General features: G+C 44.5%; 11 protein-coding genes. 4 read left to right on the top strand and 7 right to left on the bottom strand.

Annotated elements, in window-relative coordinates; translation table 11 throughout:
• The first annotated feature begins 129 nt into the window (after positions 1-129).
• Positions 130-387: a hypothetical protein gene (locus tag QUB52_RS18455; protein WP_332970580.1), complete on the top strand. Its 258-nt coding sequence runs from the start codon at positions 130-132 to the stop codon at positions 385-387.
• 173 nt (positions 388-560) lie between these two features.
• Here QUB52_RS18455 and QUB52_RS18450 read toward each other — a convergent pair whose 3' ends face one another.
• The 6 genes from QUB52_RS18450 to QUB52_RS18425 all read right to left on the bottom strand — a co-directional run bounded on the left by QUB52_RS18450 (position 561) and on the right by QUB52_RS18425 (position 9,807).
• Positions 561-1,244, bottom strand: coding sequence for a phosphatase PAP2 family protein (locus QUB52_RS18450; protein ID WP_265238548.1), 684 nt, complete (start codon positions 1,242-1,244; stop codon positions 561-563).
• Between the two features lie 107 nt (positions 1,245-1,351).
• The gene (locus QUB52_RS18445; protein WP_332974293.1) at positions 1,352-2,590 is read right to left on the bottom strand and encodes a sensor histidine kinase; all 1,239 of its coding nucleotides are present in this window, start codon (positions 2,588-2,590) and stop codon (positions 1,352-1,354) included.
• Positions 2,591-2,822: 232 nt separating this feature from the next.
• Positions 2,823-3,500, bottom strand: coding sequence for a response regulator transcription factor (locus tag QUB52_RS18440; RefSeq protein ID WP_332974295.1), 678 nt, complete (start codon positions 3,498-3,500; stop codon positions 2,823-2,825).
• A gap of 120 nt (positions 3,501-3,620) precedes the next feature.
• Positions 3,621-6,740 (bottom strand): efflux RND transporter permease subunit, encoded by a 3,120-nt coding sequence (locus QUB52_RS18435; protein WP_332974296.1) that lies wholly within the window; start codon positions 6,738-6,740, stop codon positions 3,621-3,623.
• Positions 6,741-6,835: 95 nt separating this feature from the next.
• Positions 6,836-8,686, bottom strand: a complete 1,851-nt coding sequence (locus QUB52_RS18430) for an efflux RND transporter periplasmic adaptor subunit (protein WP_332974297.1) — start codon at positions 8,684-8,686, stop codon at positions 6,836-6,838.
• Positions 8,687-8,844: 158 nt separating this feature from the next.
• Positions 8,845-9,807 carry a glycosyltransferase family 9 protein gene (locus tag QUB52_RS18425; protein WP_265238551.1) on the bottom strand — a complete coding sequence of 321 codons (963 nt, stop codon included), beginning with the start codon at positions 9,805-9,807 and terminating at the stop codon, positions 8,845-8,847.
• A gap of 170 nt (positions 9,808-9,977) precedes the next feature.
• Here QUB52_RS18425 and ispD point away from each other — a divergent pair, with 170 nt between their 5' ends.
• Together ispD and QUB52_RS18415 are read left to right on the top strand one after the other, a co-directional pair.
• Complete coding sequence (gene ispD, locus QUB52_RS18420) at positions 9,978-10,682, top strand: 2-C-methyl-D-erythritol 4-phosphate cytidylyltransferase (protein ID WP_332970585.1); 705 nt, start codon at positions 9,978-9,980, stop codon at positions 10,680-10,682.
• 206 nt (positions 10,683-10,888) lie between these two features.
• Positions 10,889-11,212, top strand: coding sequence for a hypothetical protein (locus QUB52_RS18415; protein WP_265238538.1), 324 nt, complete (start codon positions 10,889-10,891; stop codon positions 11,210-11,212).
• 236 nt (positions 11,213-11,448) lie between these two features.
• Here the strand turns inward: QUB52_RS18415 and QUB52_RS18410 are convergent, their stop codons facing one another.
• Positions 11,449-12,381: a LysR family transcriptional regulator gene (locus QUB52_RS18410; RefSeq protein WP_332970586.1), complete on the bottom strand. Its 933-nt coding sequence runs from the start codon at positions 12,379-12,381 to the stop codon at positions 11,449-11,451.
• Positions 12,382-12,729: 348 nt separating this feature from the next.
• On the opposite strand from QUB52_RS18410, the gene QUB52_RS18405 reads away from it, so the two are divergent.
• Positions 12,730-13,023 carry a hypothetical protein gene (locus tag QUB52_RS18405; RefSeq protein ID WP_332974298.1) on the top strand — a complete coding sequence of 98 codons (294 nt, stop codon included), beginning with the start codon at positions 12,730-12,732 and terminating at the stop codon, positions 13,021-13,023.
• Positions 13,024-13,104: the final 81 nt, after the last annotated feature.

The raw sequence follows: 13,104 nt of genomic DNA, 5'->3' as shown, positions 1-13,104 counted from the left end.
AATTTTTGAGGAGATGATTCTTGCGTCATGAATCATATTCTACCATGCTGTGCCTAGATTGTGAACCTTCTTTTTTGGGCATTGCTGATTTACGGTAGGAACGGCTAAATATTCCATTCATAAAAACCATTGTCCACAAAGCTTCTGGATTTTTGCCTAGTCCTTTTTCATACCCTGATTAAGCAACGCCGGATTGCGTTCGTACTCACCCGACCTTTTGGTGCAACACTTGGGGATGTGATGACAAAATCACAGGAAAAAGGCGGTCTAAATTTTGGTACGGTCGGCTCATCTATAGTCCTGCTTTCAATACTTTTAGTTTGTATCGCCTTCACAACTTTCACTCAGAGAAAACTCATGGCGACTGTGGCTGCTAACGATGAATAAAATTGGTTTGTAGTGAGGACTTTAGTCCTTATATTTTTATGAAAACTGAAGTTTTTACTACAAACACCTGCTGATTGCGAGCAACTAACTAAACATTATATCATAGGGTAGCTTGATTTTTACCACCATAACAGGCTACCCTTTGGTATTCGCTCGAATTGAGCAAAGCAATACTAGACTTGTCTGGTTTGTAACCTCAGCATTGCGATGCACAGCGTCAGCCAAAGATAGCCGATTCCGTAGCCACCAATGATATCTGTTGGCCAGTGTACTCCTATATACATCCGACTCAGGCCAATAAGAGCGATCGTCAAAACAGCTAAAATATATATCAATTTGGAAAACTTCGGAAAGTGAGCGGAAAGCAGGTAAGCTAGAAACCCATACATTACAAAACTTCCTAAAGCGTGACCGCTCGGAAAACTAAAGGATGTTTCTGCAATTAAGCTTGGAAAAAGATGTGGACGAGGTTTAGTAAAAAATAACTTTAATCCAGTATTGAGAATGAAGGCTCCCAAACAAGCAACAGCAAAAAATTTAGCTTCCTCGCGGTGATGCTGCCACCAGAGAATTCCCAGCGTGACTGCCACAATCACTATAACTACACGGGGATCAGCAAGCTGAGTAATTGTTAGCATCACAGCATCTAGACTCGGATTTGCATATCCGTGCAGCCAGTACAGCCAAGAAGTATCAAAAGCAAAAGCTTCTCGTTCTAATATTTCTTCAAATAACCACGCTAAAATAAAACTGATTAGCAGACAACTGGTAAGTCCAACTACACCAATTGTCACAATTAAAGTATTTAACCGTGGGTTTATATGCTGCAACCAAAATTCATAAATTTTTCGTAACATAATCAATCCAACTCAAGAAAGTTCAAGTCATGTACAATTTATATCATATTTTTTAAATAGTTTGCAATCTTCATAAAACATCAATCAAGCGATGTATTTTAACTTATTTAAAAATAGTTACAGGGCAATTTCACAGTGAAGCAACTGCCAACTGCTAGCTGACTGGTGACGGTAATTGAGCCGTCGTGATTTTGGGCAATGGTTTGGGCTATTGCTAATCCCAAACCAGAACCTCCATTCCAATAGGAACGAGATTCATCTGCTCGCCAAAACCGCTCAAAAATCAGCTTAATATGTTCGGGTGCAATTCCCATACCCGTATCTCGCACGCTGACAATGCAATAGGAACCGAGACGGTTGGCTGTAATTTCAACTGTTCCTCCTGATGGCGTGTAGTGAAGTGCATTTTGAATCAAATTGGTGAACAGTCGTGTTAGTTGGTTTAAATCACCTATTAAATTAATATTTTCTGTAAGCTGAGGTTTTAAATTAATTTGTTTTAGTTCGGCGCGAGACTGATAAAGCTGAACTAAGTTCTCCAAAACAACAGTTAAATTGACAGGAGCTTTATTGATGCTGACCACTTTATCGGTTCGTGCTAACAGCAGCAAATCTTCGGTTAGCTGCGTCATTTGATTCGCCGCACTAGCAATAGCCTGGAACTTTTCGGCATCTGACTCTCTCATTCCCTCTGGGTATTTTAGTGCTACGGCTAGATTACTTTTGATCGCCATCAATGGGCTGCGAAATTCGTGAGAAGCATCAGCGGTAAACTGCTTTAAACTTTGAAAATTTTCCTCAATTGGCTGCATCGCTAGACGAGTCAATATGACTCCACCAACACCGCTAAAAATCAAGGCTATAAGAATTCCACTCCCTAGCCCTAAATTTAATTTATTTAAGGTTTCGTCAATTTCTTCGAGGGATTGGCTTACTCTTATATAGCCGATTAGTTTACCACCTTCCCTCTCACTTATTGGCAAGGTAATTCCTTGAATTCGATTTTTTGCCGTTGGTAATTGTACTGTATCGCTTAATGACAATGGTATGGCAAGCACAAACTTCCCTTGCTGAAATATCGTATTGCCGTTAGTGTCAAATAATTGCAAGCCTTGATTGTTATCAATCAGAGTTTGCACGTTAAAATCAGTATCAAATTTTATGCGTCCGTTTTCCCATTCTGTGTTACCAGATGCTCCTTCTCCTAAAACTGTCAGTTTGTCTGTTAGCTGTTGGGTGAGACTGCGAGCGAAGATTACTCTAACGCCAATTGCAAAAATACTTAAGATTGATGCCAGTACAAGCAGGTAAGAGAAGAGCAAACGAGAGCGTATTTTTTCAAACATAATTAGGAGAAATAATCAGCTATAAAAGTTGTAGATATACGTGCAAAGTCTCAAAAACTTTGATATAATCATTAGTCAATACGCTTGGGTTAATACTATTTATTCCCCGGAGATCCCCCTAAATTCCCCTTAAGAAGGGGGACTTTGAGTAACTTTTTGTCCCTCCCTTTTTTTAAGGGGGAGTAGGGGCAAGCTAGAGAGGTATCGGCTTTATATGAACCGTATTGAGTTATTAGTGATGGCTGCTGAGTCGATAACCAATGCCGTAAACTGTTTGGATAAAATTTGCGGAACTTCCGGCTGCTTTGAGCTTGCTACGCAAATTTGTGATGTGAGTTTTGACTGTTCCTTCTCCTGAAGCTTTATCAAAATCCCACAATTTATCTAAAATTGCAGAGCGTGTTAAAACTTGAGTGGGACTTTTTAAGAAACATTCTAATATCATATACTCTTTGGGAGTTAAAGATAAAGCGTTTCCTGCATAAGTAACGGTGCAGCTACTGGGATTGAGTTGCAAATTACCGTGGGTTAGAATCAGGGCCTTGGTTTCTGGAATTCTCCGAGATAAAGCTCTAATTCGGGCGGCTAATTCTTCTAATTCAAAGGGCTTAACCAAGTAATCGTCAGCTCCTGCATCTAGTCCAATGACTCTATCTGAGGTGGTATCGCGTGCTGTCAGCATCAAGATGAGGACGTGAGAGCGATCGGCACGCAGACGCTTGCACAGTGATATACCATCTAATTTGGGCAGCATTAAATCTAACAAAATTAGGTCGTAATTAGCCGATCGCGCATATTCCCACCCCTCCAGGCCATCAGTCGCTATATCTACGACGTGATTTTGATGCCTTAAGTCCTCTGCAAGGGGTTTGGCAATGCGAATATCGTCTTCAACTAACAAAATTCTCATTTTTTTATATCGAGATATCTTTCTCAACAGTATGATATCGCGTCCGGTCGATTGACCGCAATAAGATTAGTTCGCAGCATAGGACTTAATTCCGATGCTGCTGCGGATTCAAAGAGGGAACTACAAACTGTTTTTTATGATCGTCGATTTACCAGAGATGAGATGAGTCGTTTTAGGTTCTAAGAATTTTCTAAATTGAGCGTACAAAGCTGGCAAAACTAACAAAGTTAACGCTGTAGAAGTAAACAATCCTCCTAAAACTACGATCGACAAAGGTTGCAATATTTCCTTTCCGGGGCCGCCTTCTAAGACTAGAGGTGCTAAACCCAAGGCTGAAGTTAAAGCAGTCATTAGGATGGCGTTGAGCCGTTCCATCGAGCCTTTAATAATAGCTTCTTTAAAAGGTAGTCCTTCAGCAAATTTAGAGTTGTAGTTGTCTACTAACAGTAAGCCGTTACGGGTAGCTACGCCGAATAATGTGACAAAGCCAACTAAAGAAGCTACGGAAATTATACCGCCAGTCAAAGCTACAGCAATTACTCCTCCAACTAAGCCCAGAGGCAAATTAATCATAATCATAGCAGTTGAAGCGATCGACTTAACGGACAAGTACATCAATACGGTAATGACCAAAAAGGCGATCGCACTAAACACCATAATATTCTGCGAAGCCCTTTGTTCCGCCTCAAATTGACCGCCGTACTGGATAAAATATCCAAAAGGCAACTGCACCTCCCGTTTGACTTTAGCCTGAATTTCATTCACAACCGATCGCAAATCCCTACCTTTAGCATTAGCCGCCACCACAATCAACCGAGAAACATTCTCACGGTTAATCGTATTTGGGCCCGTACCGTATTGAACAGTCGCAACTTGCGCGAGGGGAATTTTATTGCCGCTGGGAGTATCAACCAACAAATTCTGAATAGTTTCTAGGTTGTTTCTGGCTTGAGGTTGCAACCAAACAACCAAGTCAAAAGTTTGCTGTACTTCCAAAACTTGAGAAACAACTTTGCCGTTTAAAGCTGTCTCAATTATTTCCGAAAGTTCTCCGATTTTCAAACCATATCTACCCGCAGCTTGGCGGTTAAACTTAATTTGAATTTGTGGCACAGGTACCTGCGGTTCGAGTTGCAAATCCACAATTCCCTTAACAGTTTTCATTTGTGCTTCAACTTGAGCGCCGAGGCTGCGAAGTTGATTCAAATCCGGGCCAAATATTTTCACAGCAATTTGACTTCTGACACCGGACAAAACCTCATCCATCCGGTGAGAAATAAAACCGCCGATATTTGGTGCAACTCCCGGCAATTTAGCAAATTCCTGCCGCAGCGACTCCAAAGTTTTGGGCCTGTTTTTCATCCCTTTCTCGCTCAAACCAATATCGATGTGAGCTAAATTGACTCCCGCAGCATCAGCATCGCCCGGAGCTCTGCCCGATCGCACTTGCACGTATTCAAACCTGGTATCCTGCTTAAGTGCATCTTCGATCGCAAAAGCAGCGCTATCCGTCGTCTCCAAAGACACCCCCGGATAAAGCAGAATAGTATTCACCAAAGTTTGCTCCTGAAACTCCGGCAAAAACACCCGTCCAAAGGAAGGCAAAATCACTAATGCAGCCACCATACTAGCAGTAGCTAAAGCCAAAATTATCGCCGAATAGCGCATTGATAATTCGATAAAAAAGTGATAGATGCGCTTGCAAAATCTCGGCAACCAAGGTTCATCAGCACTCATGCGTTTGCTCGGCAATAAAATAGCACAAAGAGCAGGAGAAATGAACAGCGATTCCAGACTAGAAATCACCACAACTACCAAATAAGTAATTCCCATCGGCGTAAAAATCCGACCTTCAACACCGGGCAAAGTAAAAATTGGTGAAAACACAACGATGCCAATAACAGTTGCTCCAATTAACGAATCGCGCACCTCCTGACTGCCATCAAAAATCACATCCATCACCGGACGCGGATGCCCAGAAGCAGTATTTTCTCGCAAATTGCGGTAGGTATTTTCAGCATAAACAATCGCATCGTCGATCGCAGTTCCGATCGCCACCGACAAGCCACCCAAAGTCATCGTATTCAATCCCAGACCCAGCCAATACATCGCCAGCAGCCCGAAAAGCCAAGTTAGGAAGAAATCGAGCAAAACCACTGTCAGAGTGCGCCAATTCATCAAAAACGGGATCAGAATAACGGTGACAATGATACTGCCTTCAACTAAAGCCGATCGCACATTCTCCACCGAAGAGTTGATATACTCTTCCTGCCGGAAAGTCACTGTTACCTTAATATCCTTGGGCAGAGCTTGCTGTACCTCAGCCATTGCCGCCTCAACCGCTTTAGTTACCGTCGGAGTATCAGCAATTGGCTGTCTGTTTACCATCACAATCACAGCTTTTTTGCCGTTAAAACTGCCATTTCCCCGCTCGATCGCACCACCAATCTTGACATCAGCAACATCACCAATTCTGACGGGCGTTCCGTGGCGAGATGCGATCGCAGATTGCTGCAAATCTGCCACTGACTCAATCCGCCCCACGCCTCGAATTAACGTTTCGCGATCGGGCGTAATTAAATACCCCCCAGGCGCGTTAACATTCGCAGCGGCTGCCGCTTCTGCAACTTGCTGCAACGACACATTAAAAGCTTGCAATTTGGCTGGATTAACTAATACTTGATACTGCCGTTGTTTGCCACCGTAAGCGATAACTTGAGCAACGCCAGTCACTGCCAAAAGGCGATTTGTTACTTGCCAATCGACGAGGCGGCGCACTTCCATCAACGGAGTGGTTTCTGATGTAAAAGCATAGGTAATAACAGTACCTACAGGAGAAGTTGTCGGAGAAATTTGCGGTGTTTCTACCCCAGCCGGGAGTTTGCTTTGAGCTTGCTGCAACCGTTCTGTTATCAACTGGCGCGCTTGATAGATGTCTGTTCCCCAATCAAAGATTACTTTAATGGCAGAAAGGCCCACGGCAGAAGACGATCGCACTGCTGTTACTCCCGGAGTTCCGTTAATCGCACTTTCGATCGGCAGTGTTACTAAAGATTCGATTTCTTCGGGTGCCAAACCCGGTGCTTCCGTCTGAATTTCTACTTGCGGCGGTGCGAAAGGCGGGAAGACATCAAGGGACATTTTGGGGACGATATATAATGTCCAAAGACTAATAATAATGGTGGCGAGAACGACTAGCCAGCGGCGGTTAATTACCCATCTGAGAATTGTGCTGAACATTTTAATATTTTTGAGAAGACTGGGCGGTTGAAACCGCTTCTATAGAAGCAAAACCCGATCTGAGAGGGGTTGAAAACCAGACGGTTAAAACTACGTTATTCTCTTGAGTCCGCGGAGGCAGACATCGTTTGTATAGGCGCGGTTTCAACCGCCGTCTTATCTGGGAATTTGCGCCGATTTCCCCAGAATACTCCGGTGGCAAAAGTTAGGGATGCGAGCGCAATTCCTGCCCCAATTCCCGCCCACAAAGGCACGGGTAAATTATTAAAGTTAACCTCTGTTACCTTGGGGCTTGCTTCTTTCTTTTCCTCGGTTGTTGACGGCTTGCTACCGCCCCGCAACGATTGTGCGTAAAGTTGAGGCGCGCGCTGGGTAACAATCAAATCTCCCTCGAATAAACCGCTTTTAACTTCCACTAAATCTCCGGCTGTTTGACCGATTTCAATGTCAACCGCTTGATAAGCATCGCCATTTTTAACGTAAACTGTTTTTTTACCGCTAACATCCACTACCGCCGCAGTCGGAATTGCTAAAATATTTGTGGCGGTTTTGTCGGTTAAAATCTCCAATTCCGCAAACTGTCCCGGCTTTAATTCGCCCTGACTATTATCTAGTTCTGCTTTCACCGGTACAACCCGCGTTTCTCCTTGCACAAATGAGCCAATTATGGTGATTTTTCCTGTGAAAGTCCGATCGCCCAAATTAGCAACTTTCACCCTGACTTCCTGGCCCTGTTTGACCTGATTCAGGTCTTTTTCGTAAATGTTAGCTGTGGCAAAAACGCGGCTGTCATTTAAGAGGCTCATCAGCGGTTTTTCAGCGTTTACGGACTCTCCTGGGGTGATTTCGCGATCGGCAATCGTACCAGAAATCGGAGCAACTACGGTGACAAGTCCTTTGTCATTCGCAATAGTTCCTAATTGTTGGAGCCGCGCTTGATAGGGTGCATCGGCTAAGCGAATGCGCGATTGCGCGACTTTGACCGCAGTTTTGCCGCGTTTGACCTGATTCTCGGCTTCCAACACTTCCCGGCGGCTCTGAGCCTTGGTGAGTTGAGCTTTTGCTTCTGCTACTCTGCCTTGGGAATCGCGCAATTCCCGCATGGGCAGGTCTACTTCGGCTTGTTTAATTTCGGTTTCGGCTTTGATAACTTCGGGACGGCTTTTTGCCTTCGCAACATTGGCTTTTGCTTCGGCGAAGTGTGCTTGCGATTCCAGCATTGTCCGCCGCGCGATCGCACCTGATGCAACTAACTCTCGATCGCGATCGAACTGTTCTTTTGCCACCGTCAGTTCAGTGTCCGCCCGCGCTATTTCTGCTTGCGCTATTTCAATCTGACGCTGATAATTTTCCTTAGCAACTTTCACAACAGAGCGCTTATTGACTAATTCTTGCTCTCTGTGGTACTGTTGAGTTGTAGCGGCTAATTGAGTTTGGGCTTGTATTATTTCTGCTTCAGAGATTTGAATTTGGCGATCGTAATTTTCTGTGGCTAGTTTCAAATCGCCTTGCGCTTGCTGCAAATCTGCCTCAGCTTCCGCTCGTTTCGAGAGAGATTCAACGCGCAACTGTCCTAATTCTGAACTCGACAAAACAGCAACCGGTTGATTTTTTGATACTTTATCCCCAGGCTTAACTAGCAACTCTACCACTTTGCCAGCAACCGGAGCCGTCACTTCTACCTTTTGGTTGGGCAAAGTTTCAATTTGTCCCGTAGTTTTGATGCCTATCTCTAGTCGCTGGCGCGCGGCAGGAGATACTTTAATTCCTAACCGTTTGGCTGTGGCGGCATCGACAGAAATAGCAGCAGGAATTTGAGTAGTTTCGCCGCCGCTTTGGTGAAATTCATTTCCGTGTCCCGCGTGGGCGAAAACGGCTGCGGGAGATGTGAAGAATGCAAGGCTGATAATTAACCCAGAAATGCGGTAGAGCTTTATTGGGGACATGATTGAGTAAGGGCGAATCTGAACTCACATATCACTTTTGCAGGCAAATATGAAATTAGGATGAAATAGGTTAAATTAACATCATTGCTTTGGGGGCGGGTTAAGCACGCCAACTTCCACTTAACAGATAATTCCTGTACAAAACCCGCCCTCTTAAATTAGCCGCCCCAAACTTTCTTCAAAACCTCTTGAGGAGAAATGTCAGCCATTTTGCCACTAGGAGATTTAATTCCCAAAAAGCGATCGCTCTTGGGCAGCAATTTTGCAGGTTCAGTCGGGCCGAACAAAGCTATTGTATAAGTTTGAACCGCCACAGCTAAGTGCATCGGCGCACTGTCAGTACACATCATCAAATTAGCAGCAGCAATGGTGGCCGCCAACTTGCCGACATCATCCGGCGAGATAACTTTCACCTTCGGACATAACTGAACTAACTTTGTCACCAAAGCTTCATCTTCGGGGCCTTTCACCACCACAACGGGCAAATTCGGTTGTCGCTGCTGACAGTCTTCGATGATTTGTCTCCAGTTGTCTATAGGGTAAATTTTGTCAATACCTTTAGAGACAGCTAGCTGACTCGAACCACCGTGAATTAGAATGTAACCACTCTCTTTGATTCCCAACCGCTGCTGTTCGGCTTCCGCCCACTGAATGTCCTGTTTTGGTACACTAATTGCGATCGCCGGACAAGGATTGTTAATGTTGAATCCTTGCAGCAAATCGTGGTACATTGAAGCCGCGTACTGTTCAGTTTTTAGAGGTATCGAATCGGTGAGAAATCGAGCGCCGTTGGTTCCCGAATAGCCAACTCTCTGCGGAATGCCGGTCAGCCACAGCAGAAGTCCGACAGTCCACCGCTGGCCGAGGGAAACAACTGCTTCGTATTCGCGATCGCGAATTACGCCCAGTAAATTGCCCCAATCTGCCATCGCGTTGCGGTCTTTGAAATTGTACGTCAAAACTTCTTTGACGGACTTGCAGACTCGGTAAGCGCCCTTCGCCCTCGGTTCCACGATCACATCAATCTGAGCCTCTGGATAAGACTGCTTGAGGTCATCGAGGGTGGGGAAAAATAAAATTTGGTCGCCAATCCCGCCAGGGACAAGTGCTAGTATTCGCATCATAAACGATCGGGCTATTATCTATCGAGGTAGCTCTCAGCGATCGGCTTTCAGCTATCAGCTTATAGTATTTTTAGAGTTTAAAAGCTACTGGCTGACAGCAAAACAACTGACTGAAAATTACAGGACGCTCTTAATATATACCTTGTTGGGTGAAGAAGGGTTAGTTAATGCACTTATTAATTGCGGCGGCGGGTTCGGGGCGACGGATGGGGAGTCAGCGGAACAAACTGCTGCTGACTTTGCTATCTAAACCTTTGCTGAGTTGGACTTTGGCTGCTGCTGAAGCTTCGCAGCAGATTAGTTGGATTGGGATCATGGGCCAGCCTGGGGATTTTCCTGATTTTCGGGCAATTATCAGCGATTTAGGTTTGGTGAAGCCCGTGGAACTGATTCAAGGAGGCGCTACCAGGCAAGAGTCAGTTTACAACGGTTTGCAGGCTTTGCCTCCAAATGCCGATCGCGTGTTGATTCACGACGGCGCGAGATGTTTGGCAACTCCTGAATTGTTCGATCGATCTTCCGCAGCTCTCTTAAGCTGTCCCGGCTTGATTGTCGCCGTCCCGGTCAAGGATACGATTAAGGTCGTAGATGAGCGTCGAATCGTGCGAGACACACCGGACAGACGCAATTTATGGGCGGCCCAGACTCCCCAAGGATTTGAAGTTAAATTGTTAAAACAGTGTCACCAACAAGGGCGAGAGAAGGGTTGGGAAGTTACAGACGATGCAGCTTTGTTTGAAAAATGCGGTTTAGCAGTGCAAATTGTGGAAGGGGAAGAGACAAATTTGAAAGTCACAACACCCGTTGATTTGAGTGTCGCTGAATTCATTTTGCGGCAAAGATTGGGGAAACAGTTGACAGTTGACAATTGACAGTTGACAGTTGATAGTTGATAGTTGATAGTTAACCGCTTGAGGGCGACCTCTATCTGGAAGGAAGAGGATTGGAGTCATGAATATTCTGATTTTAATTTCTCCCGATCAGGGTTATGGCTTCAAACCAATTCTTTCTAGTAATTGATGTAACAATATTACTGGGATAAATCAAGACTCGATATTAATAGTGGAGGACGAAAGCAATGCAATATCAGGGTAAATGGCGCATCACCGAGATGGATCAGTGGGATATTGACTACATGGACATGGAAGTTGAAGCGTATATCGAAATTGAGGAATCAGGTTCAGGAGAATTTCAATTTGGTTTAGTATTCGGTCAAATTGACGGCGGAGTCGTGAAAAATCGAGAGGATCAGCCCTTCGAGTTTACGTGGGAAGGCAATGACGAGTGTGATGAGGCTTCTGGTAGTGGTTGGCTCAAATTAAATGACAAAAACTCGCTAGAAGGTGTAATTAAAATTCATCAAGGTGACAGTTCTGGTCTTGTTGCTGAACGCATTGAGTAGTTAATATGCGATCGCATCCAGTACGAAATTACATCAATGTTATTCTATTGAGATGCAGAGCAGCTTAACCACAACGGCGAGTTTGCTTCAAAAATTGGGAGCCTCATCAGCTAAGTTTCTCATCATTCCTGGATACATTAAACCCAAAGAAACCGGGTTTTTACCCAATCTCTGGACTGCAACGAAAAATTTTCGTAAAAAACCCGGTTTCTGACCACCCGTGTGTCCATAACTACTCATGAAGGATTGATGGGAAAATCAGTGTCATATTCAATCTCTGTCGCACTTTTAACTAAATCCAAAAATGCAAACACGGCCGGAATTAACAGCGCATCCCTCAAAACAGCCACCCCAATTACCCTTTCAAAATGAACTGGTAAACTGCAAACTTTTACCCCAGCAGGTATCGGTTCCGCCGCCAAATGTGGCATAATTGCAGCACCCAAACCTTGCATCACCATACTGACAATAGTTGAATCTTCGCTGAGTTCGTAAGCGATATTTAAGGGAAACTCCGAAGTTGCTAAATATTTGCGTAGCGGTATAGAACAAGCTGTTTCTGGCGGCTGCAAAATCAGCGAATAATTTGCTAACACTTCCCAGGTAATTTTAGCACATGATAACTTGGCAGTTGGTGGCAGCAACACCACATATTTATCCCGCAAAATTTCTCTGGTTTCAAATTCGTCGGAGATGGGAAGAGAGACAAAGCCGATGTCTGCTTTGCCCGATCGCAAAGCTTCCTCCACAGCCTGGGTATAATACACTTCGGTAATGCTGACGGCAATTTTGGGAAAGCGATCGCGAAATTGGGCGATAATACCCGGTAGAATGTGAGTTGCGACACTGCGAAACGTCACTATCCGCACCTGGCCACCCTGCAAACCTTTCTCTAAATCGGCTTCTTTGATCATCATTTCTAACGATCGCACAATTTGACGCCCATGAATCAATACCCTTTCCCCCACCGGCGTCAGTTGAGCACCATGTCGCCCCCGATGGAACAATTGCACACCCAATTCGGTTTCTAAAGAGGCGATGGCGTGGCTGACTGCTGATTGCGACAGTTCCATTTGCAAAGCCGCTTCGCTAAAATTTTCACAGTCTGCTACCGCTATCAAAGCCTGAATCTGAGAGAGTTTCAGCCGCCGTGTGTTGATTTCATTCATAGAAGGAAGAGTTGACAGTTGACAGTTGACAGTTGACAGTTGACAGTTGATAGAGGAAAAAAGGAAGAAAGAAGCGAACGCAAGTTTTCTAGCAATTAACAACTTTCTAGCTGTCGGGCGCGGTTGATATTTTTATCTATCGATTTTATTCATACAACCTATGCAAGTAATGATTTGATTGTTGTTTAGCCAAGAGTTAGGGTTAATTTATCAGGCAACAGATTTAGTTTTACAGGAATTGCATAACGATAAAAAGGTGCTGTAATCGCGAGCAAGTTATTGCTGGTTTTTAGCTGGTATTTTTCCTGATGCAATTTTTGTTTAATTGAGGATTTGAAGGTATTTGTTATGTCAACTTACGAAAATCGGCGGCATCCCGAACAAACGAGCGTTGTTTCGATTAAGGAGCAAGCTAAATATGCCAAAAAGCCAAAAGGGCGATCGATCTTTTCAGCTATAAATCAAGTTTGGCAAGGTTTGCTGGCTGCCGTCTCTGGCGAAAACGAGGTCAGAATTTGGCAGACGTGCGATCGCAATGGTAACACTTGGTGGCATGGTTGCGATCGGGCGACAGGTCGCTCTACTTGCGCGGCGACGGATGACGAAATACGCGCTTGGATCGATCGGCGTTATTGCCAATAATAGATTGTTGGTTGTGTGGAGGCGAGTTTTTATCGATTGTTTGCGGGAAGCAAAGATGTTGGTGAACCAGCCTGCCAGAAA

Origin of the sequence: Microcoleus sp. A6-C6 (assembly GCF_036705955.1) — a bacterium.
Lineage (GTDB): Bacteria > Cyanobacteriota > Cyanobacteriia > Cyanobacteriales > Microcoleaceae > Microcoleus.
This window is presented reverse-complemented; position numbering and strand designations above follow the sequence as displayed.